At 68.9% G+C, this 23,323-nt stretch carries 48 protein-coding genes; 41 read left to right on the top strand and 7 right to left on the bottom strand.

Translation table 11 applies throughout. From position 1 onward, the window contains the following. The first annotated feature begins 116 nt into the window (after positions 1-116). The 24 genes from BG418_RS15035 (at position 117) to BG418_RS15150 (ending at position 11,418) form a co-directional block, all read left to right on the top strand. Complete coding sequence (locus BG418_RS15035; RefSeq protein WP_188274333.1) at positions 117-479, top strand: hypothetical protein; 363 nt, start codon at positions 117-119, stop codon at positions 477-479. Continuing rightward, the gene (locus BG418_RS15040) at positions 476-1,891 is read left to right on the top strand and encodes a DnaB-like helicase C-terminal domain-containing protein (protein WP_317453657.1); all 1,416 of its coding nucleotides are present in this window, start codon (positions 476-478) and stop codon (positions 1,889-1,891) included. Before BG418_RS15035 ends, BG418_RS15040 begins: the two co-directional genes overlap by 4 nt. Positions 1,892-2,001: 110 nt before the next feature. Next, on the top strand, positions 2,002-2,640 hold the full coding sequence (locus BG418_RS15045) for a hypothetical protein (protein ID WP_188274335.1): 639 nt from the start codon (positions 2,002-2,004) through the stop codon (positions 2,638-2,640). Then, positions 2,637-2,918 carry a hypothetical protein gene (locus BG418_RS15050; RefSeq protein WP_188274336.1) on the top strand — a complete coding sequence of 94 codons (282 nt, stop codon included), beginning with the start codon at positions 2,637-2,639 and terminating at the stop codon, positions 2,916-2,918. Before BG418_RS15045 ends, BG418_RS15050 begins: the two co-directional genes overlap by 4 nt. Next, entirely contained in the window at positions 2,915-3,394 is a 480-nt protein-coding gene (locus BG418_RS15055; protein WP_188274337.1) for a hypothetical protein, read from the top strand. The genes BG418_RS15050 and BG418_RS15055 overlap by 4 nt, the downstream gene beginning before the upstream one ends. Before the next feature lie 290 nt (positions 3,395-3,684). Continuing rightward, positions 3,685-3,918 (top strand): hypothetical protein, encoded by a 234-nt coding sequence (locus tag BG418_RS15060; RefSeq protein WP_188274338.1) that lies wholly within the window; start codon positions 3,685-3,687, stop codon positions 3,916-3,918. A 94-nt stretch (positions 3,919-4,012) separates the two neighbouring features. Then, positions 4,013-4,273 carry a hypothetical protein gene (locus BG418_RS15065; RefSeq protein ID WP_188274339.1) on the top strand — a complete coding sequence of 87 codons (261 nt, stop codon included), beginning with the start codon at positions 4,013-4,015 and terminating at the stop codon, positions 4,271-4,273. Next, complete coding sequence (locus BG418_RS15070) at positions 4,258-5,004, top strand: hypothetical protein (RefSeq protein WP_188274340.1); 747 nt, start codon at positions 4,258-4,260, stop codon at positions 5,002-5,004. The genes BG418_RS15065 and BG418_RS15070 overlap by 16 nt, the downstream gene beginning before the upstream one ends. Further along, positions 5,004-5,441, top strand: a complete 438-nt coding sequence (locus tag BG418_RS15075) for a DUF4326 domain-containing protein (protein ID WP_188274341.1) — start codon at positions 5,004-5,006, stop codon at positions 5,439-5,441. Before BG418_RS15070 ends, BG418_RS15075 begins: the two co-directional genes overlap by 1 nt. After that, on the top strand, positions 5,438-5,890 hold the full coding sequence (locus tag BG418_RS15080) for a LuxR C-terminal-related transcriptional regulator (protein WP_188274342.1): 453 nt from the start codon (positions 5,438-5,440) through the stop codon (positions 5,888-5,890). The genes BG418_RS15075 and BG418_RS15080 overlap by 4 nt, the downstream gene beginning before the upstream one ends. Further along, positions 5,887-6,093 carry a hypothetical protein gene (locus tag BG418_RS15085; RefSeq protein ID WP_188274343.1) on the top strand — a complete coding sequence of 69 codons (207 nt, stop codon included), beginning with the start codon at positions 5,887-5,889 and terminating at the stop codon, positions 6,091-6,093. Before BG418_RS15080 ends, BG418_RS15085 begins: the two co-directional genes overlap by 4 nt. Then, positions 6,090-6,578: a helix-turn-helix transcriptional regulator gene (locus tag BG418_RS15090; protein WP_188274344.1), complete on the top strand. Its 489-nt coding sequence runs from the start codon at positions 6,090-6,092 to the stop codon at positions 6,576-6,578. The genes BG418_RS15085 and BG418_RS15090 overlap by 4 nt, the downstream gene beginning before the upstream one ends. Next, positions 6,575-6,760, top strand: coding sequence for a hypothetical protein (locus BG418_RS15095; protein ID WP_188274345.1), 186 nt, complete (start codon positions 6,575-6,577; stop codon positions 6,758-6,760). Before BG418_RS15090 ends, BG418_RS15095 begins: the two co-directional genes overlap by 4 nt. Next, positions 6,760-7,002 (top strand): hypothetical protein, encoded by a 243-nt coding sequence (locus BG418_RS15100; RefSeq protein ID WP_188274346.1) that lies wholly within the window; start codon positions 6,760-6,762, stop codon positions 7,000-7,002. Before BG418_RS15095 ends, BG418_RS15100 begins: the two co-directional genes overlap by 1 nt. Positions 7,003-7,156: 154 nt before the next feature. Then, positions 7,157-7,438: a hypothetical protein gene (locus BG418_RS15105; RefSeq protein WP_188274347.1), complete on the top strand. Its 282-nt coding sequence runs from the start codon at positions 7,157-7,159 to the stop codon at positions 7,436-7,438. Next, the gene (locus BG418_RS15110; RefSeq protein ID WP_188274348.1) at positions 7,422-7,646 is read left to right on the top strand and encodes a hypothetical protein; all 225 of its coding nucleotides are present in this window, start codon (positions 7,422-7,424) and stop codon (positions 7,644-7,646) included. Before BG418_RS15105 ends, BG418_RS15110 begins: the two co-directional genes overlap by 17 nt. Then, entirely contained in the window at positions 7,643-7,957 is a 315-nt protein-coding gene (locus BG418_RS15115; protein WP_188274349.1) for a hypothetical protein, read from the top strand. Before BG418_RS15110 ends, BG418_RS15115 begins: the two co-directional genes overlap by 4 nt. Next, a complete protein-coding gene (locus tag BG418_RS15120) occupies positions 7,954-8,178 on the top strand; it encodes a hypothetical protein (protein WP_188274350.1) in 225 nt (74 codons plus the stop codon). Before BG418_RS15115 ends, BG418_RS15120 begins: the two co-directional genes overlap by 4 nt. Next, positions 8,175-9,623 (top strand): hypothetical protein, encoded by a 1,449-nt coding sequence (locus tag BG418_RS15125; RefSeq protein ID WP_188274351.1) that lies wholly within the window; start codon positions 8,175-8,177, stop codon positions 9,621-9,623. Before BG418_RS15120 ends, BG418_RS15125 begins: the two co-directional genes overlap by 4 nt. After that, positions 9,620-9,769: a hypothetical protein gene (locus BG418_RS15130; protein ID WP_188274352.1), complete on the top strand. Its 150-nt coding sequence runs from the start codon at positions 9,620-9,622 to the stop codon at positions 9,767-9,769. The genes BG418_RS15125 and BG418_RS15130 overlap by 4 nt, the downstream gene beginning before the upstream one ends. Beyond that, positions 9,766-9,999, top strand: a complete 234-nt coding sequence (locus BG418_RS15135) for a hypothetical protein (RefSeq protein WP_188274353.1) — start codon at positions 9,766-9,768, stop codon at positions 9,997-9,999. The genes BG418_RS15130 and BG418_RS15135 overlap by 4 nt, the downstream gene beginning before the upstream one ends. 114 nt (positions 10,000-10,113) lie before the next feature. Further along, complete coding sequence (locus BG418_RS15140; protein WP_188274354.1) at positions 10,114-10,566, top strand: hypothetical protein; 453 nt, start codon at positions 10,114-10,116, stop codon at positions 10,564-10,566. Positions 10,567-10,618: 52 nt separating this feature from the next. Then, on the top strand, positions 10,619-10,909 hold the full coding sequence (locus BG418_RS15145; protein ID WP_188274355.1) for a hypothetical protein: 291 nt from the start codon (positions 10,619-10,621) through the stop codon (positions 10,907-10,909). A gap of 65 nt (positions 10,910-10,974) precedes the next feature. Then, positions 10,975-11,418 carry an RNase adapter RapZ gene (locus tag BG418_RS15150; protein WP_223184811.1) on the top strand — a complete coding sequence of 148 codons (444 nt, stop codon included), beginning with the start codon at positions 10,975-10,977 and terminating at the stop codon, positions 11,416-11,418. Here BG418_RS15150 and BG418_RS40525 read toward each other — a convergent pair. Further along, positions 11,415-11,549 (bottom strand): hypothetical protein, encoded by a 135-nt coding sequence (locus BG418_RS40525; protein ID WP_262928584.1) that lies wholly within the window; start codon positions 11,547-11,549, stop codon positions 11,415-11,417. The two genes, BG418_RS15150 and BG418_RS40525, sit on opposite strands and share 4 nt — an antisense overlap. Before the next feature lie 409 nt (positions 11,550-11,958). On the opposite strand from BG418_RS40525, the gene BG418_RS15155 reads away from it, so the two are divergent. Then, positions 11,959-12,339, top strand: coding sequence for a DUF732 domain-containing protein (locus BG418_RS15155; protein ID WP_188274356.1), 381 nt, complete (start codon positions 11,959-11,961; stop codon positions 12,337-12,339). Between the two features lie 178 nt (positions 12,340-12,517). After that, complete coding sequence (locus BG418_RS15160) at positions 12,518-12,994, top strand: DUF6083 domain-containing protein (protein WP_223184812.1); 477 nt, start codon at positions 12,518-12,520, stop codon at positions 12,992-12,994. Positions 12,995-13,050: 56 nt separating this feature from the next. Here the strand turns inward: BG418_RS15160 and BG418_RS15165 are convergent, their stop codons facing one another. The 6 genes from BG418_RS15165 to BG418_RS15190 all read right to left on the bottom strand — a co-directional run bounded on the left by BG418_RS15165 (position 13,051) and on the right by BG418_RS15190 (position 17,499). Further along, positions 13,051-13,332: a hypothetical protein gene (locus tag BG418_RS15165; protein ID WP_188274357.1), complete on the bottom strand. Its 282-nt coding sequence runs from the start codon at positions 13,330-13,332 to the stop codon at positions 13,051-13,053. 704 nt (positions 13,333-14,036) lie between these two features. After that, positions 14,037-14,327: a hypothetical protein gene (locus BG418_RS15170; protein ID WP_188274358.1), complete on the bottom strand. Its 291-nt coding sequence runs from the start codon at positions 14,325-14,327 to the stop codon at positions 14,037-14,039. 455 nt (positions 14,328-14,782) lie between these two features. Continuing rightward, positions 14,783-15,217: a hypothetical protein gene (locus BG418_RS15175; RefSeq protein ID WP_188274359.1), complete on the bottom strand. Its 435-nt coding sequence runs from the start codon at positions 15,215-15,217 to the stop codon at positions 14,783-14,785. A 339-nt stretch (positions 15,218-15,556) separates the two neighbouring features. After that, complete coding sequence (locus tag BG418_RS15180; protein WP_188274360.1) at positions 15,557-16,060, bottom strand: hypothetical protein; 504 nt, start codon at positions 16,058-16,060, stop codon at positions 15,557-15,559. Between the two features lie 145 nt (positions 16,061-16,205). Beyond that, the gene (locus tag BG418_RS15185) at positions 16,206-16,967 is read right to left on the bottom strand and encodes a GntR family transcriptional regulator (RefSeq protein ID WP_188274361.1); all 762 of its coding nucleotides are present in this window, start codon (positions 16,965-16,967) and stop codon (positions 16,206-16,208) included. 1 nt (position 16,968) lies between these two features. Then, a complete protein-coding gene (locus tag BG418_RS15190) occupies positions 16,969-17,499 on the bottom strand; it encodes a GntR family transcriptional regulator (RefSeq protein ID WP_188274362.1) in 531 nt (176 codons plus the stop codon). Between the two features lie 175 nt (positions 17,500-17,674). Here BG418_RS15190 and BG418_RS15195 point away from each other — a divergent pair, with 175 nt between their 5' ends. From BG418_RS15195 to BG418_RS15265, 15 genes are all read left to right on the top strand, one after another. Beyond that, positions 17,675-17,875, top strand: a complete 201-nt coding sequence (locus BG418_RS15195; protein ID WP_188274363.1) for a helix-turn-helix domain-containing protein — start codon at positions 17,675-17,677, stop codon at positions 17,873-17,875. Next, positions 17,875-18,297 carry a hypothetical protein gene (locus tag BG418_RS15200; protein ID WP_188274364.1) on the top strand — a complete coding sequence of 141 codons (423 nt, stop codon included), beginning with the start codon at positions 17,875-17,877 and terminating at the stop codon, positions 18,295-18,297. Before BG418_RS15195 ends, BG418_RS15200 begins: the two co-directional genes overlap by 1 nt. Further along, entirely contained in the window at positions 18,297-18,566 is a 270-nt protein-coding gene (locus BG418_RS15205) for a hypothetical protein (RefSeq protein WP_188274365.1), read from the top strand. Before BG418_RS15200 ends, BG418_RS15205 begins: the two co-directional genes overlap by 1 nt. Beyond that, positions 18,566-18,778 carry a hypothetical protein gene (locus BG418_RS15210; RefSeq protein ID WP_188274366.1) on the top strand — a complete coding sequence of 71 codons (213 nt, stop codon included), beginning with the start codon at positions 18,566-18,568 and terminating at the stop codon, positions 18,776-18,778. The genes BG418_RS15205 and BG418_RS15210 overlap by 1 nt, the downstream gene beginning before the upstream one ends. Then, entirely contained in the window at positions 18,775-18,990 is a 216-nt protein-coding gene (locus tag BG418_RS15215; RefSeq protein ID WP_188274367.1) for a hypothetical protein, read from the top strand. The genes BG418_RS15210 and BG418_RS15215 overlap by 4 nt, the downstream gene beginning before the upstream one ends. Further along, positions 18,990-19,331 (top strand): hypothetical protein, encoded by a 342-nt coding sequence (locus BG418_RS15220; RefSeq protein WP_188274368.1) that lies wholly within the window; start codon positions 18,990-18,992, stop codon positions 19,329-19,331. Before BG418_RS15215 ends, BG418_RS15220 begins: the two co-directional genes overlap by 1 nt. Further along, the gene (locus BG418_RS15225; protein ID WP_188274369.1) at positions 19,331-19,615 is read left to right on the top strand and encodes a hypothetical protein; all 285 of its coding nucleotides are present in this window, start codon (positions 19,331-19,333) and stop codon (positions 19,613-19,615) included. The genes BG418_RS15220 and BG418_RS15225 overlap by 1 nt, the downstream gene beginning before the upstream one ends. Before the next feature lies 1 nt (position 19,616). Beyond that, the gene (locus BG418_RS15230) at positions 19,617-19,826 is read left to right on the top strand and encodes a hypothetical protein (protein ID WP_188274370.1); all 210 of its coding nucleotides are present in this window, start codon (positions 19,617-19,619) and stop codon (positions 19,824-19,826) included. 103 nt (positions 19,827-19,929) lie between these two features. After that, positions 19,930-20,142: a hypothetical protein gene (locus BG418_RS15235; RefSeq protein ID WP_188274371.1), complete on the top strand. Its 213-nt coding sequence runs from the start codon at positions 19,930-19,932 to the stop codon at positions 20,140-20,142. 37 nt (positions 20,143-20,179) lie between these two features. Further along, complete coding sequence (locus BG418_RS15240; protein ID WP_188274372.1) at positions 20,180-20,380, top strand: hypothetical protein; 201 nt, start codon at positions 20,180-20,182, stop codon at positions 20,378-20,380. Further along, positions 20,380-20,823, top strand: a complete 444-nt coding sequence (locus tag BG418_RS15245; protein WP_188274373.1) for a hypothetical protein — start codon at positions 20,380-20,382, stop codon at positions 20,821-20,823. The genes BG418_RS15240 and BG418_RS15245 overlap by 1 nt, the downstream gene beginning before the upstream one ends. A 17-nt stretch (positions 20,824-20,840) precedes the next feature. After that, positions 20,841-21,002: a hypothetical protein gene (locus tag BG418_RS15250; RefSeq protein WP_188274374.1), complete on the top strand. Its 162-nt coding sequence runs from the start codon at positions 20,841-20,843 to the stop codon at positions 21,000-21,002. A 32-nt stretch (positions 21,003-21,034) separates the two neighbouring features. Beyond that, positions 21,035-21,214 carry a hypothetical protein gene (locus tag BG418_RS15255; protein WP_188274375.1) on the top strand — a complete coding sequence of 60 codons (180 nt, stop codon included), beginning with the start codon at positions 21,035-21,037 and terminating at the stop codon, positions 21,212-21,214. Positions 21,215-21,299: 85 nt separating this feature from the next. Next, entirely contained in the window at positions 21,300-22,655 is a 1,356-nt protein-coding gene (locus tag BG418_RS15260) for a hypothetical protein (protein ID WP_188274376.1), read from the top strand. 24 nt (positions 22,656-22,679) lie between these two features. Further along, positions 22,680-23,291, top strand: coding sequence for a hypothetical protein (locus BG418_RS15265; protein ID WP_188274377.1), 612 nt, complete (start codon positions 22,680-22,682; stop codon positions 23,289-23,291). The last annotated feature ends 32 nt before the right edge of the window (positions 23,292-23,323 follow it).

A 23,323-nucleotide genomic window follows, 5' to 3' on the forward strand; every position in this document is an offset into this window, starting at 1 on the left:
AATCAGGCCCACACTCCCCATTCCCAGTACCCAGCAAGCAAGAGGGAGGGCCGGAGGGCCCGCAGCACGACCACGACTACGGCATCCCCCGCAACGTCCGCCCCCTCATCGACGCCATGACCCGAGCCGGGCTCGGGTACATCCGCTGGCCCTTCGAAGGCAACCAGTGGTTCGTCATCGAAGCCTTGATCAAGAAGTCCGGCATCAACGCAATGACCGACTTCGCCGTCAAAGTCGCAAGCCGGACCAGCGTCGAGTCCGCGAAGTACTTCATCCCCGGCTGGCGCCAACTCGCTCCGCTGCCGCCCGGCTACACCCCGCCCAGCCGTGACTCGCCCCTTGCCCCCCTGCCGCCGCACTGCGGCGAACTCGACTGCCATCCCGACAGCCGACTGCGAGAAATCGAAGACGGCGACGGCCTGCCCGTCCTCGTCCCCTGTCGCCTATGTCACCCCTCCACTCAAGGAGTCCGACCGTGACCGACCTGTTCGACGAACCGCCAGCCGACGACCTCGACAGCCCCGCAGCCTTCGAACCACCCCGCAATCTGGAAGCCGAACAGGCTGTGCTCGGGGGCATGCTGCTGGCCCCCCTCGGAGTCAACGACGCCGAAAGTGTGCTCGGCCAAGGGACAGCCTTCTACTGGCCCAAGCACGAGACGATCTACCGGGCTGTCCTCGACCTCCACGGCAAGCCCGGCAGCCGACCCGACCCCATCACCGTCGCCGACCACCTCAAGCGCAGCGGCGACCTCGACAAGGTCGGCGGCCGCAACTACCTCCACCACTGCGTCCAGACGATCCCCACGGCCGCCAACACCGCCTGGTACGCCGACATCGTCCAGCGCCTCTACCGCCTGCGCCGACTCCTGGAGATCGGCACGGAAATGGCGTCAGCCGCCCGGCTTGCCGAAGCCGAACCCGAAGCCATCCTCGACAAGGCCTCGGCAGACCTCCAGTCCCTCCTCGCCGAGGCTGCAGGCGCCAGCACCGAGGAAGGCCTGTCCGTCGCCGCGAACTGGCCGGCGTTCGTCGACGAACTCAACGCAGGACACGACCCTGACGCCCTCGACTCCCCATGGAAGGACCTCAACGAGGTCGTCCAGTTCAAGCCCAAGGAGCTCACTGTCGTCGGCGCCGCAACCGGAGGCGGCAAGTCCCTGCTCGGCATGAACCTTGCCGCGCACATCGCCCTACGCCGAAGCAAGCCGGTCCTGTTCGCCTCGATGGAGATGACGAGCAAGGAACTCATCGCCCGCCTCACGGCCGCCGAAGCAGGCGTCAAGCTCGACCACTTGATCCGCCGCCGCCTCACCGACGACGACTGGGCCCGCATCGCGAAGGTGTCCGGCCGACTCCAGAAAGCCGACCAGTTCATCCTCGACGACACCGCCGCCCTCACCGTGCCGAAGATCCGGGCCCGGGTCCGGTGGATGGTCTCCCAGGGCACCCCACCCGGCCTGGTAGTCGTCGACTACATGCAGCTCATCACGCCCGAGTCCAGCAAGGGAGGCGACGCCAGCCGGGCGCAGGAAGTCGCAAAGATCTCCCGCGGGCTCAAGCTGATCGCAGACGAGTTCACGGTCCCCGTCATCGCCCTTGCCCAGTTCAACCGGAGCAGCGTCGGCCGCAAGCCCCTCGTCACTGACTTCAAGGACTCCTCCCAGATCGAACAGGACGCGTCGGTCATCCTCCTGCTCCACCGCGAGCTCGCCCCCGACGGATCTGACACCGGGCCGACCGCAGGCACCGTCGACCTGATCATCGGGAAGAACCGCAACGGCCAGCAGGGCCGGGAGATCACCCTCAACTTCCAGGGGGAGTTCGGGCGGCTCCGCTCCGTCGCCCCTCCCACGTGGACGCCCACCAATGCCCTCGGGGGCGCGGCATGAGCACCTGGGACGCCTCCACTCGCCGCTCAATCGGCGAAGTACTCACAGACCGCATCGAGACCGCCCGACTTCGGCGCGAAAGCCCCACGGGTTCGGCCATCGACGGCGACATGACCTTCGAGTCTCTGCCGACCGTGTACCGGGGAACAGCCTTCCGCTCCGCTCTGGAAGCATCCTGGGCCGCCACCCTCGACTCCCTCGGCATCACCTGGGAGTACGAGCCCGAGATGGTCACGCTGCCGTCCGGGGCGCGGTACCTGCCGGACTTCAAGCTCCCGGAGATAGGCACGTGGCTGGAGGTCAAAGGCACCGGCGTGCCCCGCATCGAGAAAGCCTTCGAATTCGGCGAATCGCTGTCCTGCACCTGTCCGCAGGTTCGGGGAATCCAGCACTGCTCATGCCGCTGGCCCGGTGGCGAACTCGTCCTGGTCGGCCACCCGCCGCGGCCCTTCAGCCCGTCGATGGACGAGAACTACGACCACTGGCCGTACCGCGCCAAGCGCCGCCTGGCGTGGCGCCACGGCGGATTCACCACGTGGAGCTCCACCCGAGGACGCGCCGCATGGCTCGTCCGCTGCCCAGACTGTCAGCGCACTACGTGGTTCGACACGCCCTGCTGTCGTGCCTGCAGCGGTGGTCTCGCCGAAGCGCACGGATTCCAATCTGGTTCCGCAGAGCTCAAGTTCACCCGTATCTCCGGGCCAGCAGCCAGCGCCACCGGCGACTCCGAAGAGGCAGGCGCCTGGTGAAAGACATCAGCGCCGAAGACGTTGCCGCGATCAAGGCGCAGGGCGACTTCGACGCCCTCCTCGCCCAGATCAGTGGCCGCGCTACCGCCAAACCCGCGCCCGCACAGCCCACCGAAGATCAACCGGCCCCCTACCGGATCACCCACGTCGGCGGTTGGCCGCTCGGGACCGCGGCGTCGGGCCCCACACCGCCGCCCGACGTCTGCACGTGCGCCAAATGCGGCGGCAACCCGGCCGCCCGCCACAACTGTCAGCCGCAGTCGGGAGAGGTCGCATGACGATCACCATCACCGCCTGGCCCGCCCACACGACCACACCCATCCCCGCCCCGCTGCCGCGCCTGGGCCGGTGCGCGGACTGCCCGGGCGAGATCCGCATCCGCAACAACGGCCGCTTGTACGCCCACCACTGCACCGGCGACGGCACCGTCCCGCTGCTGGCGCTGCGGCCGACGTTCGCCCGCTGGCTGTGGACCCAGTCCAAGCGCCGCGACGACTACACGAACCTGCTGACCCTGTTCGCCGGCGGGATCTTCCGACCTTGCACCTGCACCCCACCCCTGACCGCACGCGACGTCACCTGGCAGACCGCGGCACAGCTCCACGACGGGCTGCACCACCAGCAACTGGCCCGCGCCGGCACCGAGGTGCGGAACCCGTCGACGGGTGAGCGGTGCGACTCCCGGTGCGGGGAGCTACAGATTGCGGCCCGCGCCTACGAGGAGCTGCTGGCGGCCGCCCGGACGCCCACGTGACCCAGCCGACCCGTGGTCCGCATCTCCGCCGCCCTGGAGCGCGTCGTCCTGCCGCACCAGCGCCGCGCCGCCGCATGACTGCCTGCCGTGCCACGACGACGGCCGTGCTCCCGGAATCCGTGTCCCCTGATGCCGCCCAGGGCCCCACGGGGACGCGTCCTGGCGCCGTTGTGGCGTCTCGGGGCCCCTCGGGTGCTCCGGCTCCCCGTTCGGGCTCCTACGGCCCGTACAGCGCCTCGTACCCCTCCCGTCCCGCCCACGTGATTGATCCTCAGCCGAAAGGACCCGAAATGCCTGAAACACCCACCCCCGCCGTCGGCCAGGTCTGGCAGGACAACGATCCGCGCAGCCTCGGCCGCCGGGTGCGCATCGTCGAAGTCGACGCCACTCATGCGCTCGTCGAACTCGCCGTGCCGCGCGGCACGGGCCATCTGCACGCCAAGCCTGGACGCCGCACGCGTATCCGTCTGAACCGCTTCCGGCCAACGAGCACCGGCTACCGGTACGTCGGGGAGGCCCGGTGAGTACCCCGCCTGCCCCGCCGCCGACGCCGCGCCCCGTCGACCCGGACCACCTGCCGTTGACCGCCGCATCCCACTCGCCGAACGGAGAACACCTGTGACCCTCGCCGAACTTCGCCAGCAGCTCGACGCCCTCCGTCTGCCCGGCGACACGATCGTGATCATCGCCAAGGACTCGGAGGGCAACCGCTACTCGCCCCTCGTCGAAGCCCATCACGCCATGTACCGCGCCGACACCACGTGGGCCGGTGAGTGGTACATGCCCGAGTCGCAACGCCTCGCCGAGGACGACCCGGACGACTGGACGCAGGCCCCGGACGACGCCGTCCCCGCGGTTTTCCTGTGGCCGACGAACTGACCCACCACCCGCCCACGCGGCCCGGCGGTGGCTCAGACCGCCGGGCCTGCCGTCAGGACACCACCACCACCAAGGAGATGACCATGACTGATCGCATCACGGCCGACATCCTCGTCGAAGCGTTCCATCTGGCGAAGCCTGATTTCGACGATCTCAAGGACCGCATCGAGGAGGCGGCAGCCGCGCACAAGGCGACCGTGACTGTCGATGACCGCCTCTACCTGACGCAGCAGCCCGCCGTGGACCTGGCCGTGCTGCCCGAGCCCGCCGACCGCGCTGCGGACGGCATTGACTGGAAGGCCAGGTACGAGGCCGAGCACGCCCGGCACGTTGCGGTGGTGCGCAGCCTCGTCGCCGATCCGGCGGCCGTGCTGCGAGGAGCAGCCGATGACTGGACGGCTCACTGTCCGGACCACTCGGATGCCGAGGAAGCGTTCATGGACTGCCCGTGTGACTGGGCCCATGAGCTCCGCCGCAAGGCCGACGAGGCGCAGCAGGAGGCACCGAGTTGCACCTGCGGCGGCCCGCTCGCTTCGACCACGCTCCTGTCCGGCATCACCTACGAGGAACACCGCCGCGACTGCGCCGTCATGGCCGACGAGGCGCAGGTCGACGTTGAGCCCGTCGAGCCAGCGGTCACGATGCGGGGCGGTGTCACGCCCGCCGACGTCGCCCGAGAAGTCCGGGCGCTCGTCCGGCAGGCCGCCAACTGGCCGGGGAGGTGCGCCTGATGTCGACCCGCATCCAGCGCAAGCGGCAGCGCGGCTGGACCGCGCCGCTCGACGCCGAGGGCCGTAGGCCCGTGTACGTCGGGCGTGGCAGCCGGTGGGGCAACCCGTGGGCGGTCGCCCAGACCCCGCACGGTTGGGCGGCGTCCTGGACAGCAGGGGACCGCGCCCCGGCCCCGCCCGATGGCAAGCGTTGGGTGGAGTGCGACACCCGGTACGCCGCTCACGAGACAGCGGTCTACCTGTACGCCGAGTGGATCGCCGACCAGCCCGTGCTGCTTGCCGCCATCCGCAGCGAGCTCGCCGACCGCGACGTCATGTGCTGGTGCGCCAGGGCGCTTCCCTGCCACGGCGACGTCCACCTCGCCGTGGCGGCAGGCGAAGACCCGCACCCCGACCCCCTCGCCCTCGCCCGAGTGATCAACCGGAGTACGCCATGACCATCCTTCCGCCGCCGCTGACCTGCCGCCACCTTGCTGTGATCGCCGGGCTCGCCCGTGGCCACAGCTACGCGCAGATCGGCCGCCACCTCCACCTCAGCGACCAGAGCGTCAAGGGCCACATCCGGGACATCACCCAGGCGACGGGAGCCCACGGCGCCACGGTGATCGTCGACTGGGCGTACCGGCACGGGCTGATGGACGGCCTGCGCGCCGAACCGCGCCAGCTAGTCGACCTCCGTGAACGGGACCTGCGCGTACTGGAGTTGATCGCGGCCGGGCTGACGACCGAGGAGACCGCCCGCAAGCTCGGCATCGGCCACGCTGCGGTCAAGGGCAACATCGCCCGGCTGTCCGGCGAGTTCGGTGCCACCGGCCGCCCGCATCTTGTGGCGCTCGCCCATCAGCAGGGCCTCCTCGGCGACGAGACGCGGGGGGTGGCGGCGTGACGAGCCTTCCCTCCCGCATGGTGCGCCTGAACTGCCTGATCGACCCCGAGACCGCCAAGATCCTCGCCCACTACGACAGGCGCCGCGAAGCGACGCCGGACGTGATCCGCCGGGCCGTGCGGCTCCTCGCCCTCGCCGACGGGCACCTCAACGCCCGAGGCCGGCTCGTCACCGACCGCGACGTGAAACGGGGGCAGACATGACCGGGGCTGGGCGGCAGCGCGTCGAGCGCCTGATCAGTAAGCGGCCGCTCCAGGCGCTGGAGTTGTTCTCGCAGGGCGCCACCAGGCCGGAGATTGCGACCGCGCTCACGGTCACCAGGTCGACGGTGGACGTGTACCTGAGCCATGCCACCAGGGCCCTTGGGGGCCGCAACCTGGTCCACGCCATCGTCCTCGCCCGCCGCCGTGGCCTGTTCGATCCCGGCGGCGTGGCGATCGCCCTGCTGACGGCTCGGCAGCGCGCCGCCCTGGTCTGCGCGGCGAACGGCGAGACGAACGATGAGATCGCCATCTCCATGGGGCTCGCCGCCAGTTCCGTGAACAGTCTCCTCAAGGGCGCCTATCGGGTTCTCGGAGTGGGAGACCGAGCGCAGGCTGTTGCGGTCGCCATGCGCCTGCGGATCATCACCGCCGAGGACGTGTCGCTGCCCGAAGCCCTCGCCGGGTCGGCGGGTGGTGACCGATGAGCCTCGACGACCGCCGCCGTGAGGCCCTGGCCCGGCTTGCCAACCGGCGACCAGCCCCGCGTCTGCGGGAGACCCGGCCGTCCGGCGACCTCCCCGAGGACCTCGACGCCGCCGAGACGTACCTGGCCCAACGTGAGGCGCTGTGCGCCGACTTCCTCGAACCGATCACCAAGGAGACCTGATGGCCACGCACACCGTCCGTACCGTCACCTCGACCCGCTACGAGTGGATCGTCCCGGCGGCCGAACCGTGGGGTGCTGCGGGGGCGGAGGTCGCCAAGGCGTGGACTGCCGCCGACATGGCGTACCGGGAGCGGCACGGCCTCGCCGGAGATCAGCCGCTCGCTGATGACGCGCTGCGGTTCAAGGTCACCGACGCGGAGATCGTCATCTCGTTCACCGTCGAGACGGGGGCGAAGCCGTGACGACCGGGCCCCTTCACCCCTCCCAGACCCCACGCGGGGCCACAGAAGGGCCACGGGGCGCTTCAGGAGCCGCTGTTGGGGCTCGGGAGGGGCGGGGAACTCCTGGAGCCTCTGAGGGCCCTTCACGGGCCTCTGGCCGATCCGGTGCCGCCCCGTGACCCGCCTCCCGTACCGAACCGTCACCGTGTACGCCGCCCTCGGCCTCCTCCTGGGCGGCGTCCCGGCCGGACTGCTGTGGTGGCTCCTCGGCGCCGACATCGGGTGCCCACCGCCCCCGCACCTCGGCCTCGTCCTCGCGGTCGAGACCGTGCTCCTGGCCGCCGCCGGACTCGCCGTGGCCCGCCGGGAGCGCACCATCCAACGCCTCCACGAAGCGTGGTGGCGCAGCCGACCGACCGCCCGCACCAACGGAGACCCTGATGACCGAGCTGCCTGACCGTGCCGAACTCGACCGGATGCGGCACGAGTTGTCGTCGCACCTGCTCATGATCCAGGAGCAGATGACCCCGATCTACGACGCCGCCGACGGGATCCGCGCCGACCTCAACGCTCGGGGCTGGTCACCGACCGCTGCCGAGCAGGCCGCGCTCACATGGCTGTGCGCCAGCATCCAAATGTCCTTCGGCGGGAGCGGCACCCAGTGACCGAACGCCCGCCGACTTGCTGGGGCATGGGGCGCTGCGGCTGGTCGGACGAGTACCGCGAGTGCACATGCATCGACTACCCCCAGCCCGAGGGCGTTGCCGCAGGGGCCGCGCAGCCGCTGGACTCCGACGAGCAGGCGTTTCTCCACCTGCACCGCCTGGGAGCCGGCGACTGGGAGTCCCACTGCTCCGCCCCCGGCTACTTCTTCAAGCTCGCCGCCAAGGGCGGCTCGTGGGCAGCCACACGCGAACCCGCGCACATCGACTGGCCCGACACGATCAACGACATCCACAACAAGGAGTACCTGTGAACGAGGTCACCTACGCGTGGTGCTTCAGCCACGGCCGCCTTCACCGCTTCGACGGCGACCCCTGGTGCACCGCCACCTGGACCCCCCTCGACGGCGGCAGCGAGACCGAAGCGCTCGCCGACAAGCAGGCCCGCTACGGCGACGCCCAGTTCCTCCACCAGCTCCCCGACGAACAGCACCTCGACCTGATCACCAACCGCGACCCGGAGCAGAAGCCATGACCGACCAGCCCGACATCCTCGCCGCCTTCCGTGCGCTTCGTGAACGGCTCGCCCAAGACCGTGACCGGGCCGTTGAGCGCGCACCCCAGTGCACGATGCCCGAGGCGCGGCAGGCCAACGAGGGCATCGCTGCGGGACTCGACACGGCCCTCTTCCACCTCGACGGCGAGATCCGCCAGCACGGCACGGCCCATCCAGGCGACCGGGCCGTCCACATCGGCGGCAACGCCGACGACTGCCCCGGCTGCATCGCCAACGGCGTTGAGAAGCTCGGCTACCCGTGGGAATGCCCCGGGCCCGAACAAGCCGCTGCAACCGTGAACAACCCCGTGGCCAGCAGGGATGCAGCAGATTGTTCGGGCGGCGGCATCGAGCCGGTGGCCGCAAACACCGCGTGTGAGCACCACTACGAATCCCGCATCCTCGGCGGCCACCCTCTCACCGTCCGCGCCTGCGTCTTCTGCCACACCCCCGACTGGGCCGACCTCACGAAACAGGCTGCCGGACTGTACCGGTGGGGCTGGCAGGAAGGACACGCCGGGAATCCGGCACGAGAACGGCTCAGCTGTTACGACATGCCCCGGCAGCCAGACTCGGACCTCACCGAGGCCGACCTCGACCCGGCCATGGCCACCGGCGAGCCAGCCCGGATCATTGCGGCACCACCTGGCGTTGCGCAGCGCTGCGCCTGCGGGCAGGCCGAGACCGTCGCCACCATCCAGGCCGCAGATGGCCACGTCCACGTCGGGCCACCACTCGCGCCATCACTGATCCAGGTCGATGAACCCGACGAAGAGCCGGCCGCCATACAAGCCGCGTTCGACGCGGGCGAGAAGGGTGTCACCACCCCGTCGGGGCTGGGGCAACGGATCGCAGCGGCCTTGCGCGAGCACGGCATGGTCCACCTCGGCAACCAGGTCCCCGCCGACGAATACGACTGCTGCGCCGACGCCGTCCTCACCGCGATACGGCCCGAGTTGACCACGCTCGCCGAGTACGAGAGTGCGATCAACTGGGCGACCACCTGCGTCTCCTGCGCCCGCATGCTCGACGCCAGCATCCGCGACCACGAACGCGCCGGGACGGCCAGGGCCGAGGTGACGCGGCTTCGCGCCGGCGAGGAACCCGTCGTCGACGAGCACCTGGCCCTGACCCCCGGCCAGTGGATTTGGAAGTGGAACCAGGCCAGCGCCGAAGAACGCCTCGCCAAAGCCCAGGGCGTACTGGAGGCGTGGCGGGAGGTCGAGCGCTTCCGGTTGAGCGACTTCGCGACCGCCGCCTGGGTCAACGCCTTCGACCGCGCCAACAAGGCCGAAGCCGCCCTCACCAGCGTGCGGGAGATCGCCAACGAGCTGATCACCGGTGGCGCGTACTCGGACGGCAACGAACCCGGAGCCGGACGACGCATCCTCGCCGCGATCGACGGAACGGAGGCGACATCGTGACCGATCGCGGGCTCGACGCGGCCGAAGCCTTCCGTGCCCTCCACGTCTGCACCGTGCTGCGCATCAGCCCAAGCCGGTACGCCCAACTCACCCCTGAGCAGCAGTGGCTGCTTGACGCCGCGCTCGACGGAACGGAATCGCCATGACCCGGCGGATCGCGCCCAACGCCATCATCGACCACCTCACCAAGGCAGGCCACCACGACTTTCACGTCCGCGAAGACAGCCCGCGAACCTGCCGCGTCATCCATGACGGCCCGGACGAAGCCGCGCACTTGACCGCATACGCCCAGGTGCTCCGCAGCCACGGCTACACGGTCACCCCGCAGGCCGCCACCAACATCCGGCCCAACCGACTCAAGGTCACCCACCCGTGACCCGGTCAAGCGTGGCCGTGGTCACGCCAGTTGTGGGAAACAGTTCCCACAACGGCCAGGCGGGCGACGGGACGCTTGACGCACCGCATCACCCCACCCCGCCAGGGAGCGCCGATGCCCAGCACCGCTGCACGATTCGCCGCCGCCTACGCCGCCCTCACCGCATCCCACGAAGTCGCCGACCACTGGGTGCAGATCGACAAGCAGGCCGTCGCCAAGGGCCAGCCCGGCGCCGAGGGAGCCCGCGCCTGCGCTGCCCACGTCGCCACCTACACCGCCACCCAAGCCGCCGCCCTGTACGCCGCCGACCGGCTCCTCGGCCTCCGCATCGGCTGGCGCCGCGCCTCCCTCGGTCTCGCCGTCTCCGCCGCCACCCACTACGTCGCCGACCGGCAAGGCGGCCACTGGCGCAACGAGGAACCCCACGGAGTCGTCAAGCTCGCCGCCGCCACCGGCCACGCAGGCTGGCTCCAACGCGACCCCGGCGCCGGCTACCTGATGGACCAGTCCTGGCACAAGGGCTGGATCGCCATCGCCGCAGCCGTCATCAGCGCGGGTGCCGAGTGACCATTCCGACCGCCGAGTAGCCATCCCGGCGCCGACGCAAGGAGAGACCGAAATGCACGAAATCCAGTCCACAGGAACCCAGTTCGAAGAATGGCTGACCCTCAAGTTCAGCGACGCCGGCTGGGCTGTCGATGATCCGACCACGAAGAAGCAGATCATGCTCACCGCGCACCTCATCCTCGGCGACACCGGCCACGACTGGACCCAGCTCGCCGAAGCGCTCGACATCACCCTCGACGAGCTCACCGCCGCCTACCTCCCCGAGAAACGCCAGCGCGACACCGCCGAACTCCGGGAGCATCCCGACCTGGCCGGACTCGAACATGAACTCGGCACCGACTGACGCCTGCCGAAAGAGGCAAAAGGCAACCACTTCCGCCCGCCGGAAACCACCACGACCCTGGAGGCATGACGAGCGAGAGCGCCATGCCCGCGGACCTGTCCACGCTGTACCCGACGAGTCACATCCAGGTCGTGATCACCTCATTCGGGTACGGCCACGCACCGGCACCCCAAGCCGACCTGACCGTCGACGCCCGCCGCCACCTGCGCAACCCCCACACCGACCCCGCACTACGCGACCTGACCGGCCTCAACCCGACCGTGCGCCAGCACGTCCTCGCAACCCCCGGCGCACGCGGCAACATCCAACACGTCGCCAACTACGCCCAGACCCTCCTCGACGACGCGGCCAACCAGCGGCAACGCCTCGTGACGATCGCCATCGGCTGCATCGGAGGCCGACACCGCGCCGTCGCCCTCGCCGAAGAAATCGCCGCCACACTCCGAGCCGGCGGAGTCGGCGTCGACGTCGAGCACCGCGACGTGGACAAGCCCGTCATCCAGGACTAGGGGCTGTCCGGTGAGTCACCCACGATGGACGCCAAGCCGGTTTCGACATCAAGGACCACGACCAACTCGCCCAGCAGCCCCTGGTAGCTCTCACCCAGCCAGCGCATCACGGCCTCGTCCTCGTCGCTCACGGTATTCCCTTCCGTAGGTGGGTCCTCATAGGTAAGAGGCAGAAGACGGTCTCCGCGTGAACCCCAATGCCGGACATCTTCGGCGACTCACCGGACAGGCCCTAGGACGGCAGGCGTCGTCCGTCGTCGAGTTGATGCAGAAACGCTCCAGAATCCCGCTGTACCTGGGCAGCCGCCGTCGGCGACGCTACGGTGGACCCGACTCCTGGTGCTACTGGCTCCAACCGTGCACCGCGCGTCCTGTTGGCGCAGACGCGCAACAGCGCCCCCGACCACACGGTCGGGGGCGCTTCGCTGTGTCCGGGGCCGTCACCCGTGCGGGCGACACTCCGTCACGACTCCGCAACACCCGCCCCACAGTGCTGCGTCCGGCGGTGGACTAGGCGGCCACCGACCCCAGGGGGATCCCGTGACCGTCAGACGCCCACTCGCCGCCATCCTGCTCCTCACCGCCACCGCCACCGCGTGCGGCAGCGACAAACCCGACAACAGCAAGCCCGACAACAACCCCGCCAGCATCAAGAACGCCGCCCAAGAAGCGGTCTACGCCGACCAGGCCGCCAAGGGCGACCCCGGCGACCTCAAGGGCGTCACGCCCAGCATCGTCGCCGAACAAGGCCACCACATCTGCAAGCTCCTCGACCAAGGCCAGTCCGTCGAGGATGCCGCCGCACAGACCCGCCTCGGCTTCAGCGCCAAAGAGACCGGGGCGCTCATCGGCGCGGCGCCCGCACTCTGCCCCCAGCACGGGCAGGCCATCGACGCGTGGATCGCGGCACTCGGGCAGTGACAGTGCGGCGCCCCCGACCACATCGGTTGGGGGCGCCGTCCGGTCAGGGCCTATGAGGCGATCGAGCCCGCTGCGCACCCACGTGCCACCCGGGCATATGCCCTGCCCCACCACATTCCCGCCGTTCCGGCCTAATCGACCCTTACCCCCGCCCTGCAATGACGAAGACCCTGGTCACATGGGGGACCCAGACGACTACGAGTACACGGCACGCGTGCCCTACACCGGCCACGAACCCGACCAGTCACATGACCCGGACGTACAGGCCGCCCTGGAAGGCGCCACCGCCCCGCCACCCCCGGCCCCGCCCAACTGCCGCTTCTGTGGCCTCGCCCAGGACCGGTTCGCTACCCCACACTCGGGCCACTGGGTGCTCCTCGAACCGGGCGTGACCGCCCCCGCCCACCGGGTCCCGCCCCGACGGCGATGGATCATCGGGAGCGACGGCACCGCCTACAACACCTGGGACGCCGAACCCACCCCCGGCGCCGTCTGCCGCATCGCCCACCGCCTCGTATGCCCCGAAGTCCCACCAGACGTCCCAGCAGAGGATCCCCGGCCGTGGGCGACCGCCATGCGCGAGGAAAACCGGCGCCAGAGGGACCGCGAACAACAACGCCTACCCGAACCCGGAGAACTCCCCGACGCCGGCTAACCGCCCTCGACCAGTCGGCGCCTCCGCCTACGCCGGGCGAGGACGCCGTGGCGTGCTCAGCGGACCGCGACGGTGACGTAGCCGGCGGTCTCCAGCTCGGCCACCAACTCGTCGATGTCCTCCGGCGGGTTCCCCGCCGCCCGCCGTTCCTGCTCTGCCGCTCGCGCGTTCTCGATGTCCCAGTCGTCGGACACGATCAACTCTGTCAGCAGCCCGATTGCACCGACGCTCAGCGGAGCATTGCGGATCATGTCTTTCGGGAGGTAGGTCATCTCCTCGAACGGGTCCCGCAGGCACTGGTCGAGGACGTGCGGCTGGACGCGCACGGTCTTCGTCATCGCGATCTCCGTTTCCGCTCGCCTGCTAGCGATCAAGCCCTCGCGCGCGCACGCACTAAGGCCGGGCAGGAGCGAGGCGTTTTAGCCAGCCCGGTTTTGAGGCCCCGTATTGAGTACTCCGTCTTAGGTAAAGACGTGCCTCTCACGAACCCCCTCGTTCATGAGGGGGTCCATCGACCAACCCCCTCATATCTGCCGCCCTCATTTTGTCCGGTTTGTGGAACGTCGTAGACATCGAGAGTGGTCATGAAACCGCCCCCGTTCGGCTGCCCTTTCGGGATCCTCGACCGCGTCCGGATCATGTAACCGAACTCCTCAAGCTCGGCGAACGCGGCACGGATCGCGCGACGGCTCTCGGCCCGTGGCCCACGCTGCCGCTTGCCCTCGTCCGCCATGGCGTCAGCAGTCGTCTGCCACCCGGGAGGCCGGGCCACGAGCTCGGTGAGGATCTGACGGGCCAGCCGACTGAGCCTCTCGTCCAGGACCGTCTGGTTCGCCATCTGTACGAAGTTCTTCGCGTGCTTCGTCCGGTGGACCACAATCACCCGGCAGCCCCCATCTGGCAGGCGCGGATGGGGAACGCTATCTTCATGGCAGTGCCTAACTTCGCGGTGGGTCACTGGCAGCGGGCTGGTAACCCGCTCACAACGCAGCAGCGGCCGGACGGATGACCGTCCGGCCGCTGCCGTATCTGAACTCACATCCTACGCCCGACCGTTGGCCAAAACCGGGCTCTCCGTGACCGGCGCACCGTCTTTCAGCACTGTGGTCTCGAACCCCTCGGGGAGCGGCGGCATCGGGATGTCCAGCATCTTCCCCAGCAGCATCCGGGCGACCGTGTCCCGCTCGAACTCGTCACGGCCCGACGGCATGCCCAGCGCGATCTGGCCGCTGTCTCGGACGGCCGCGAAGCCGAAGAACCCCGGGTCGGTGATCGATGAGTCGTACAGGTCCACAGCCAGCTCGACGAGGAGATCGGCGAGCGGGGCATCCATCAGACGGGCAGGGGACAAGACAGGCCGCGCTAAGACGGCACGAGTCGTAGACTGCATGGCAGAGCTCTCCTTCTTACGCCGTTGGATCTCTACTGATCAGCGAGTTCCAGCTCGCTGGTTGACTGGCCGGGGCCTTCGGGCTCCGGCCTTTTCCATGCCCGGACACTACGGCGACGACCGCGTCACGCGCAGGCGAATCGCAGACATCCGGATGTTCCGTAATCGCAGGTCAACGCACTGGACAGTGCGCTGAGTTGGAAGTGCGGCGTGCCGCGCCGGGAGGAAACCGACCGTAGAGCAGGCGGTGCGAGCCGCGCATCTCCGACCACGGGAAGCAGCCGACAGCCATGCAGATCGTGACCATGCCGAACGTCGACTTGTCCGAATCGATAGGATCTGGCGCACGCCCCACGGAGTGTGCGGACAGACCAGGCGGCAGAGGGATCTGGCCGGAACTACACCGTGACGCCCAACAGCCCCTGCGCCTTCGCGTTCACCGCCGGGTTGTCGAACCACAAGTAGCCGACGTAGACGCCGTCCGAGCCGTAAGCCGGCGCCTTCAACATCGCCGTCTTCGAGACGTTCACCGTCCACGCCTCACCCGTCAGATCCAGCCCGTTTGGGTCCGGCAGCACCGACCGGCTCCAGCCCGCACACAACAGCCAACGACCATAAGCCTCGTCCTGATCCGTGGTGTTCGTCGGAAGATGACGGGCCGCCACATCCCACAACGACGGGGCCCCATACGGCACCTCAGGGACCTGCACCGCCGCGACGATCCCCATCCCCCCCTCGCGGGCGTAAGCGAGCACGCACTGCCCCTGGTCCTCCCACGACACCGTGAACGGCGCCAAATGAACCCGCGACGTCCCGTTCAACATCCTGCCCATACGCGCCTCCTGGTAGCCGGGATTCCCCGCCGCCACCGTAGCGGCGGGGAACCTAGATCACCGGCAGGTCAGATCAGTTGTCGCCGCAACCCTGGGAGGGGTTGCCCTCTCCGCCATCACTACCGTCGCCCGTCTCACCGGACGAGTTCTCTTCGTCGCCGCGCAGAACGGCGAACTTGCGCAGATCCATCACGGATCCCTTCGCGTTGCCGTACCGGCACGAGGGCCATCCCCGCGCCGCCGTGCGTGGTGCACCCCCGACCTGCCGGTCGGGGACGATCGTGGGTCAGTTGGCCCCGGGACTCGCGCGAGTTCCGTCACTTCGAACATCGGCCTTTGTCATGCGACGGGTCGCTCGGTGACGACGAACGTCTTGCACAGCGATCGCAGAAGCCCCTCAGCGTGAAGCTGTTCCAGCGCTTGCGCAGCAAGGTAGGGGGAAAGGTCGAGGGTTCGGCTAGCGACGTGCGCGGCCAGGCGCTCCCCGGCCTGCCAGCGCCCCTCTGTGAGCGCCTCCCGGATCCTCTTCGCGGTGAGCGCGGTCTCGGGCCCGGCGTCGTACTTCAGTGCTGGCATGTCCCAGCTCAGGCGGCACTGTGAGTGATCCATTGAGTTGAACGGTGGGCGCTCGGCCCGCTGTCGTGCGAGTTCTTCGATCCTGGCCAAGGCGTAACTGGGGAGCCAGGTTAGATCGATGTACTCCACGAGGTGCCACCAAGACTGATAGCGAGCATGAACCTTGAAGCGATCTTCGGGGGTGCGGCTAATCCCGATGTACAGCAGATCGCTCTCGATGTCGTACAGGCGGTAGAGCGCGGTGCGGTCGGGGGTGGGTTCAGGCATGACTCTCCTCAGGCACGTGGTGTGACCGGGGCCACTCTCACGCAACGAAACGGTAGACCTTATTCATGGACCTATCAAGATGCCGTGCCCGTCGGAACGCCAAAGCGCCCCCGACCTACTGGACGGGGGCGCCTAAAGGGGCTGATCAGCTCACGGGCAGGTGGTACCCGAGCTTGTAGATGTGGCCCGGCTTCACCACGTCACTCACCTCGATGACACGGCGATCGTCGCTGTACACGATCCGGAAGACCTCCAAGACGGGGACGTCGTCAGGGAGTTCCAGCAGGGCGTGCTCCTCCTGCGTCGCCTTGCGGGCGGTCACCTCGTCGGCCTGCTCGCGCGGGGGGAAGCCCATGTCTGCCAGGAGCGTCGGAGATCCGCCCGGGATTCGGCGGCGATCCGCTAGCCGCGTATCCCGGGCAAGCTCGACCGGGTAGTAGGAGTTGACCAACTCGGCCGGCTCATCGTCGAGCAGGCCGATGCGCGAGCGCAGTACTGCCTTGCCGTTTCCGTCCAGGCCGAGTGCGGCGGCAACCCGCTTCGGAGGTGTCACCTCCGCCACGCGGAGGATCTTGTTGCTGCCGCGCTGCTCGCGGCCAGCGGCCTCGCTGACCCAGCGGTACGGCTCGCCGGGTGCCGACGGCGCCATGTAAGACGCGGGCGTGATGATCTGCGCGGCGTCCGCTCGGACGTACACACCGCTGCCCGACCGCCCTTCAAGGAGTTCCTCGTCCTTGAGGATGTTCAGGGCGCGCTGAATGGTCACGTTCGACGTCTCATATGCCTCGGTCAGCGCGCTGTTGCTGGGCACCTGCTGCCCGGGCTCCAACTCGCCGGACATGACGAGCGCCCGAAGGTCAGCCGCGACTCTCTCGGCAATGGGGCGCTTGTCCTTGTGCTTGGCCATGTCAGTCGACCTCGATCTCGTAGCGGATGTGCCGAGGTCCCTTCATGACCATCAGCGATACCTCGAATGGCTGACCTCCTTGCGTGTGGGAGGTTCGGAGCAGCGTCAGGACGTTCTCGCCTTCGCGGATGTCGAGTTGCGACGCTTCCTCGGTGGTGGCGGGGCGGATGCCGACTTCCTCGGTGACCTGACGTGCCAGGTATCCGAGGTTGGCGAGAAGCGTTGGGGCTCCCCCCTGGATCTTCCGGGTTTCCGTGAGGGGCGTGCCCGCCGCGACTGATCGCGGATACCAGGAGTCGACGAGCTCGACCGGCTCGCCGCCGATCCGCATGATGCGCTGTCGCACGACGGCAGAGTCGCCGTCTTGAAGTCCGAGATTTTGCGCGACTTCAGGCGGTGGTGGCGCCTCGGCGACGGCGAGGAGTTGCTGCGATCCGCCTCGGCTGGCGCTCTCTTCGGTCCAGGCGTCGACCTGCTTGGGGCGGCGGGGGCGCACGTAGGGCAGTGAGGTGCTTGTCCATTTGTCGCTCATGCGCACTCCTTGATTTTCACGGATGCCCCATCTGGGCCCTGACCTCCACCTTAAGCCCTTGATGAATACGGATAGAGGTTCGGATGCAGACTAATACGACTGCAACACCTTGATAAAAAACTGATCGAGCAGATATGGTTGCGGCATCGTGCGAAGCCAATCCACGGAGGACTCGATGCTGAGCGTGAAGGAGGTGGCGGAGCTCCTCGACGTGCACCCCGCAACCATCTACCGATGGATCAACGGGGGCCATCTGAGGGCCCTTCGTCACGGCAAGCCCTACGAGCCGGGTACCGGCACCGCCGTCGGCGGCGCCTTCCGGATCCCCGAATCCGAAGTCGGCTGCCACACCGACGACTCCAAGGCGGTGGCCTGATGCAGAACCTCACTCTTTCCCTCGCGGACGCCGATGCCGCGATCACCATCGACAGCAACCCCAACCCCGACATCTCCGACACTGATCTGCTGCGTGCCGGGCTGGTGACGGCTTACGTGAGGGCTCGCGGTGTCCGTGACGTGAAGGCGAAGTCGCGTCTGCAGGCGGAGGCCGCCGACTACGACCGCGCCCACCCTGACGAGCAGCCGCTCGTCGACGAGCTGCACGCCATCGAGTCGTTCGGCGCCCCGGTGCTGACGGAGACCGACTGGTTCTTCGTCGGCGAGGCGCGTGCCGCTCTGGCCGCCTCGAAGGCGTCGGGCGGGAGTGGTGTCCAGGCGGTCCGGAAGAACGTAGCCCGGCTTGAGGCTGCGGTCGCGGGGCTGCTGTACGTCGTCGACGACGGATCGGAGGTGGCCTGATGAAGAACCTGACCCTTCCCACCCTTTCCCCGACCCCCACCGACGCCTCCGCCCGCCTCCGAGCGATGACGTTCGTCGCATCCCCCGAGGCCGCTGACCGTCTCGCCGCCGAGCTCCACACCCGGTTTTTCGAGGCGTGGCAGGCCCGCGACACCGAGGCGATGAGCGCGATCGTCGCGGCGGCTGCCGGTTTCGATGCCGCCCACCCCGACGAGCCCCGGCTCGTCGACGAGCTCGACGCGTTCAACACCCCTGCGGCGGTGGCGTGATGGGCTGCTACAGCAAGGCCGAGATCGAGGCCGCAGAGAAGGCGCACGCTGAGGCGACGGCCCGGTTGGAGGAGATCAACCGCAAGCTGGCCAGCGCCACGAGCGCTGAGGCAAAGGGCCTCTGCCTTGACGCGCACTACGCGCACAACGCCCGGGGTGCCGCGTCGTTCATCCTCACCGACAGCGAGTTCCACCGTGGGGAGGCGTCATGACCCCGCCTGTTGCCGCCCCCGCGATGTCGGCGGCGGACCGTCTGGCCCACGTGGCCGCCTCTTACGTCCGCACCCCGGCCCCGGTCATGTCCGACGCCCTGTGGCAGGGCTTGTTCGTGCCGTTGCCGGACCAGTGCCAGGTGCACCACTGCTGGGTCGACCAGTGCCCGGCCGGTTCGCACAGCCCGGCGCCGAAGGGCGGTGAGCGGTGATGGATGACGTGACGCCCGGCGCCCGGTACGCGCACTGCGCCGCCTTGTGGGCCAAAGCCACCGTTGACCGGGCCAAGCAAGCCCACGAGCTCGACGGCATGGCTGCCCGCAGCCTGCATAAGGCGCTGGCGTCGATGAGCCCCGACACCGATATTGCGGCCCGGGTCATGATCCTCACCCCTGGCGGGGACTTCGCTGGTTTCGCGCTCTTGTCTCTCGACGACGTTGAGCGGCTCCAGTTCGCGGCCGGGCACAGTAAGGCGATGCAGGCGGAGACCGTCGACGGCGACAAGCTCATCGCCGACTTCGAGGCGTACCTCCGCAACGGCGGTGACCTGTGATGTCCCTGATCGCTCTGCCCGCGTTCCTGACCCGCCGCCGAGGGGAAACCCCGATGCCCGAGACCACCACCGAAACGACGAACACGGTCGTCATGCGCTTCCGCACCCGGGGCGGCGCTGTCGTCGAGGTCAGCAAGACGTACCGCACCGGCAGGTACGCGTACCGCTGCCTGGGCTGCGACTACGACAACGACTCCAGCCGCGTGATCTACGCCCGCGACGACGCCAACGCCCACGCCGCCGCTTGCTGGTCCATGCCGAAGCCGGGCGGGGAGGCGGGCTGACGTGGCCGGTGAACGCTGCCACCCGTGCGAGCAGCATGCGGAGCTCCACAGCGACAACTGGTTCGGGATCGGCCCCGCGAACGATCCCTGCGCGCAGTGCGAGGCGCACGCCAAGAAGCACGCCAACGAAGGCTGCGCCGAGGCTTCCCTGATCGTCCTGTTCATCACCTGCGCCGCCGTCTTGGCCGGCAATCGAATCCGACGCCGCTGAACCGCTGCACGACAGCCCCGGCATTCAGCCGCGAGGGCGCGGGATCGACCCCCGCCCGGGGCGCGACCGCCAACCGGCGGACCGTCAACAACAAGGAGATGTTGTGGGCTTCACGTCCTACTTCAGCCGCCCCACCACCATCCGTGAGGCCAGCGACAACATCCGCGAAGTCAAGGCCAGCCAGAAGCGCCACCGCGACCGCGGCAATTTCGCCGACGCTGCCGCCCTCGACGCCGAGATTCGGCATCAGCAGGGCGAACGGCAGCGCATCGCCGATGAGCACAACCGCGACCTCGACGAAATCTGGGGCGCCTGACCGCTGTCCGACCGACACCAACGAAAGGAGGCCCGTGATGGGCCGCTTCCAGGAGATCGACGGCTACGACATGCTGCACGCCCAGCTCGCAAAGGAGGGCAAGCTGCCGAAGCACTGCGGCCAGACGATGGAGTACGCGGGTGACGGCTACTACGGCTGCGAGGTCAACGGCTGCAAGGTCCGCTACACCACGAACCCCGAGATCCTCCGGGCCCACAACCGCGGGTTGATGGACTGATGGGTACCGCGATCGTCAGCGCTGTTGGGGTGCTCGCCGGTGCGGCCATGGCCGTGTTCGCCCAGTACGCCATGCATGCGACCTCGCGCCGGGATGCGCACCGCGAGGAGGTCAAGGAAGCCCTGGTGTGGGTCCTTGGCGCGGCGGCCGCGCACCGCGGAGAGCAGTACCAGAAGATCCAAGCCCAGCGGGACGATATCCCCGACACCCCCGAGGCGCGCCGACTGCGGTACGCGGCCCACACCGCTGTCACCGACGGCATGACCGCGTTGACCGTCGCCACCGACGACCGTGAACTCCTGCGCCTGGCCGGCGACCTCGTCGGCTACTCCTTCGCCCTCGGCGAGGTGCCTGACGAGGACGTCAAGACCGTCGGCGATCAGGCCCGCGACGCCCACAACGAGCTGCAAGCCGCCGCCCGCTACATCCACCAGCACGCCTGACTGAGAGGGGGCCCGCCATGGGCCTGTTCAGCAAGCCCTGCCAGGCGTGCGGACATCCGATTGGCAAGAACGACAAGGCCGTCACGACGCGCGATGGCTACCGAGTCCACAAGAGCCACACCGCCGACCCGAATAGCGGTCTCTACGGCGACCGCAAGCCGGGACTGTTCCGCCGCTGACCGTTAGCACGCCTGACCGGAAGGAGCCCGCCATGGGCCGGCACAGCCGCAAGACCGACAAGGAATGCGCCCGGACCGCCGTCGCAGCAGTGCTCGTTGCCAACGGCGACCAGCAGATCGCCGAGAAGCTCATCGATCGGAACCTGACCACCGACGAGCTGGTCCGGGCCGAGGCGTACCTCGAATCCGGCAAGAAGATCACCGGCGACTGACCGGCTGACCGCGCCGCAGGAACCCGCACCCCCTGCGGCAAGGAGAACCGGCCAGCCCCCCGCTCACTCGAAAGGATCAAGTGCCGTGACCACCACCGTCGTCAAGCAGGTCAGCGGAAAGCCCGCGACCTCGCCCGAGCCCCGGTTCGACCCGGTGGCCCTGGCCGAGGCGGAGGCGATCCGGAAACGCGCCGAAGCCGAAGCCGAGGCCATCCGCATCAAGGCACAGGGAGAGGTCGAAGCCGAAAGGCTGCGCGCCGCCGAGGAGGCCGAGAAGCAGCGTCTGGCTAACGAGCGGGCAGCGATGCGCCTGGAGAAGGACAAGGTCAGTCACGAGGCGTTCGTCGCGAAGAGGAACACCGAGATCGCCCGCTCCAACGCCGAGACCGATGAGGTTACGAAGACGGCCGCTGACAAGGCCAGCCGGGAAGCGCAGCGGTTGGCCGAGCAGGAACGCTCGGAACGGTGGTGGCGGTGGGGCGCGCGCGGCATCTACGCCATCGGCCTGATCATCGCGGCGCCGGTCCAGTTCGAGCATTTCTGGGACCCGCAACATCCCTTCCTCGTAGCCGCCCCCGGATTGCTGGAGGGGTTCGCCCTGGCGCTGGCATTCGGTGCCGCATGGGCTGTGGCGCACCGGCGTGACGTCCTGCCATACCGGATTGGGATCATGGTCGGCGCTTTGATCGCCGCTGGGGTCAACCTGTACGGCGGCATGACCGACCCGGAGATCGGTTTCAACGCGGGACTGATCGGCGCGATCGCCTCCCTCGGCGGCCCCGTCGTCCTCATGACCTACGAGCGCGGCATCGCCCAAAAGGCCGACGGCATCCCGTCCCGGCGTGAAATCCGGGCGACCAAGAAGCAGGCCGCGGCAGAAGCAACAGCCGCCGCGAAGGCCCGCACCGAAAAGGCCGCCGCCGACGAGCGGAGTCGCATCGCAGCCGAGGCTGCCGAAGCGCGTACCAAGGCCGAGCAGATGCACCGTGACGAGGACCGCCAGCAGCACCATCCCGCCGTCTGGAAGATCGCCAATTCGATCCGCTCAGCACGCGGCTGCCAGCACGTCACCGAGCAGATCTGGGCCGAGGCGTGGCACCGCGTCACCGGCTTCCGGCAGGTCGGCGTCACCCTCGACATCGACACCCAGTCCCGCGCCGCCGAAGCGCGCGCGGCGACCGCCGCGCAGGCGCCAGTTCTTGGTCCTCGATCGCTGGTCGATTCCCAAATCAAGCCCCGCCAGAAGAAGGACCCTGGCGCCCCCGACGGACGCCGCAACAACGGCAGCACGCCGCCCGTCCGAAGGCCCGGCGACACCCCGCCGTACAGCGAAGGGGCCAGGCGTCAGATCGGCCGCACGACGGCCGCCCGACGCACCGTCGACGGAGCCCCGCACCACCCCTTCGCCGCACCCGAAAACTCCCGCCCGAGCGACAACTAGCCCACCCCTCAAGGAGAGATCACAATGAACGCCGCCATCCGTCGGATCGCCGTCTCGGGCAGTGCGGCCGTAGCCCTCCTCGGAGGCGCTGCCGCGATCACCATCGTCGACTCGCCGACCGCGTCCGCCGCAACCCAGACCGTCGCCCACCGTGCCGCCACCGCGCCCATCCGACTGCCCGACGGGCGCACCGTCCGGATCACCGGCATGGGCGGCTACGGCCACACGGCCAGCGTCGAGCACGTCGCCACCGTCACCGCGTTCAAGACCGACGCGACGCCCGGCGCCGGCCCGGCCGTCGGCACCGGCGTCGTCCCCGACGGCGGCGGCCAGGGCGCCCCCATCCAGAACCCCAACAGCAGCACACCGGCTGGCGCGTACAACCCGGCTGGCTACAACCCGCAGCAGGTCACCACCCAGGCAGGCGGCGGGTACATCGCCGTCGGCGCCACCGCCATCCTCGTCCTCGGCATCATCGTTTTCTTCAAGGTCAAGCACGGCCACATCAAGGCCCTCGACGCGGTCATCGTCGCCCTGCTCGGCATCTCCCTCGCCGGAACCGTCGTCGGCACCATGGGCCACCAGGTGACCAACTCCCTCGTCGGCTCCCTCAGCGGAGTCCTCGGCGGCCTGTAGCCACCCGCCCGCGGGGCCCAACCCAGGCCTCG

The organism is Streptomyces sp. CBMA152, from assembly GCF_014596475.1.
Classification (GTDB): Bacteria; Actinomycetota; Actinomycetes; order Streptomycetales; family Streptomycetaceae; genus Streptomyces.

What these genes read in the sequence shown, in the direction of transcription:
- BG418_RS15180 (WP_188274360.1), bottom strand. Translation starts at nt 16,060, where the DNA reads ATGCCTGAACCCACCCCCGACCGCACCGCGCTCTACCGCCTGTACGAC.
- BG418_RS15205 (WP_188274365.1), top strand. Translation starts at nt 18,297, where the DNA reads ATGAAGAACCTGACCCTTCCCACCCTTTCCCCGACCCCCACCGACGCC.
- BG418_RS15250 (WP_188274374.1), top strand. Translation starts at nt 20,841, where the DNA reads ATGGGCCTGTTCAGCAAGCCCTGCCAGGCGTGCGGACATCCGATTGGC.
- BG418_RS15100 (WP_188274346.1), top strand. Translation starts at nt 6,760, where the DNA reads ATGGCCACGCACACCGTCCGTACCGTCACCTCGACCCGCTACGAGTGG.
- BG418_RS15200 (WP_188274364.1), top strand. Translation starts at nt 17,875, where the DNA reads ATGCAGAACCTCACTCTTTCCCTCGCGGACGCCGATGCCGCGATCACC.
- BG418_RS15165 (WP_188274357.1), bottom strand. Translation starts at nt 13,332, where the DNA reads ATGACGAAGACCGTGCGCGTCCAGCCGCACGTCCTCGACCAGTGCCTG.
- BG418_RS15190 (WP_188274362.1), bottom strand. Translation starts at nt 17,499, where the DNA reads ATGAGCGACAAATGGACAAGCACCTCACTGCCCTACGTGCGCCCCCGC.
- BG418_RS15055 (WP_188274337.1), top strand. Translation starts at nt 2,915, where the DNA reads ATGACGATCACCATCACCGCCTGGCCCGCCCACACGACCACACCCATC.
- BG418_RS15150 (WP_223184811.1), top strand. Translation starts at nt 10,975, where the DNA reads ATGACGAGCGAGAGCGCCATGCCCGCGGACCTGTCCACGCTGTACCCG.
- BG418_RS15195 (WP_188274363.1), top strand. Translation starts at nt 17,675, where the DNA reads ATGCTGAGCGTGAAGGAGGTGGCGGAGCTCCTCGACGTGCACCCCGCA.
- BG418_RS15135 (WP_188274353.1), top strand. Translation starts at nt 9,766, where the DNA reads ATGACCCGGCGGATCGCGCCCAACGCCATCATCGACCACCTCACCAAG.
- BG418_RS15175 (WP_188274359.1), bottom strand. Translation starts at nt 15,217, where the DNA reads ATGGGCAGGATGTTGAACGGGACGTCGCGGGTTCATTTGGCGCCGTTC.
- BG418_RS15245 (WP_188274373.1), top strand. Translation starts at nt 20,380, where the DNA reads ATGGGTACCGCGATCGTCAGCGCTGTTGGGGTGCTCGCCGGTGCGGCC.
- BG418_RS15240 (WP_188274372.1), top strand. Translation starts at nt 20,180, where the DNA reads ATGGGCCGCTTCCAGGAGATCGACGGCTACGACATGCTGCACGCCCAG.
- BG418_RS15140 (WP_188274354.1), top strand. Translation starts at nt 10,114, where the DNA reads ATGCCCAGCACCGCTGCACGATTCGCCGCCGCCTACGCCGCCCTCACC.
- BG418_RS15220 (WP_188274368.1), top strand. Translation starts at nt 18,990, where the DNA reads ATGGATGACGTGACGCCCGGCGCCCGGTACGCGCACTGCGCCGCCTTG.
- BG418_RS15185 (WP_188274361.1), bottom strand. Translation starts at nt 16,967, where the DNA reads ATGGCCAAGCACAAGGACAAGCGCCCCATTGCCGAGAGAGTCGCGGCT.
- BG418_RS15210 (WP_188274366.1), top strand. Translation starts at nt 18,566, where the DNA reads ATGGGCTGCTACAGCAAGGCCGAGATCGAGGCCGCAGAGAAGGCGCAC.
- BG418_RS15125 (WP_188274351.1), top strand. Translation starts at nt 8,175, where the DNA reads ATGACCGACCAGCCCGACATCCTCGCCGCCTTCCGTGCGCTTCGTGAA.
- BG418_RS15060 (WP_188274338.1), top strand. Translation starts at nt 3,685, where the DNA reads ATGCCTGAAACACCCACCCCCGCCGTCGGCCAGGTCTGGCAGGACAAC.
- BG418_RS15075 (WP_188274341.1), top strand. Translation starts at nt 5,004, where the DNA reads ATGTCGACCCGCATCCAGCGCAAGCGGCAGCGCGGCTGGACCGCGCCG.
- BG418_RS15145 (WP_188274355.1), top strand. Translation starts at nt 10,619, where the DNA reads ATGCACGAAATCCAGTCCACAGGAACCCAGTTCGAAGAATGGCTGACC.
- BG418_RS15215 (WP_188274367.1), top strand. Translation starts at nt 18,775, where the DNA reads ATGACCCCGCCTGTTGCCGCCCCCGCGATGTCGGCGGCGGACCGTCTG.
- BG418_RS15045 (WP_188274335.1), top strand. Translation starts at nt 2,002, where the DNA reads ATGACCTTCGAGTCTCTGCCGACCGTGTACCGGGGAACAGCCTTCCGC.
- BG418_RS15080 (WP_188274342.1), top strand. Translation starts at nt 5,438, where the DNA reads ATGACCATCCTTCCGCCGCCGCTGACCTGCCGCCACCTTGCTGTGATC.
- BG418_RS15090 (WP_188274344.1), top strand. Translation starts at nt 6,090, where the DNA reads ATGACCGGGGCTGGGCGGCAGCGCGTCGAGCGCCTGATCAGTAAGCGG.
- BG418_RS15255 (WP_188274375.1), top strand. Translation starts at nt 21,035, where the DNA reads ATGGGCCGGCACAGCCGCAAGACCGACAAGGAATGCGCCCGGACCGCC.
- BG418_RS15225 (WP_188274369.1), top strand. Translation starts at nt 19,331, where the DNA reads ATGTCCCTGATCGCTCTGCCCGCGTTCCTGACCCGCCGCCGAGGGGAA.
- BG418_RS15035 (WP_188274333.1), top strand. Translation starts at nt 117, where the DNA reads ATGACCCGAGCCGGGCTCGGGTACATCCGCTGGCCCTTCGAAGGCAAC.
- BG418_RS15110 (WP_188274348.1), top strand. Translation starts at nt 7,422, where the DNA reads ATGACCGAGCTGCCTGACCGTGCCGAACTCGACCGGATGCGGCACGAG.
- BG418_RS15160 (WP_223184812.1), top strand. Translation starts at nt 12,518, where the DNA reads ATGGGGGACCCAGACGACTACGAGTACACGGCACGCGTGCCCTACACC.
- BG418_RS15265 (WP_188274377.1), top strand. Translation starts at nt 22,680, where the DNA reads ATGAACGCCGCCATCCGTCGGATCGCCGTCTCGGGCAGTGCGGCCGTA.
- BG418_RS15095 (WP_188274345.1), top strand. Translation starts at nt 6,575, where the DNA reads ATGAGCCTCGACGACCGCCGCCGTGAGGCCCTGGCCCGGCTTGCCAAC.
- BG418_RS15170 (WP_188274358.1), bottom strand. Translation starts at nt 14,327, where the DNA reads ATGGATGCCCCGCTCGCCGATCTCCTCGTCGAGCTGGCTGTGGACCTG.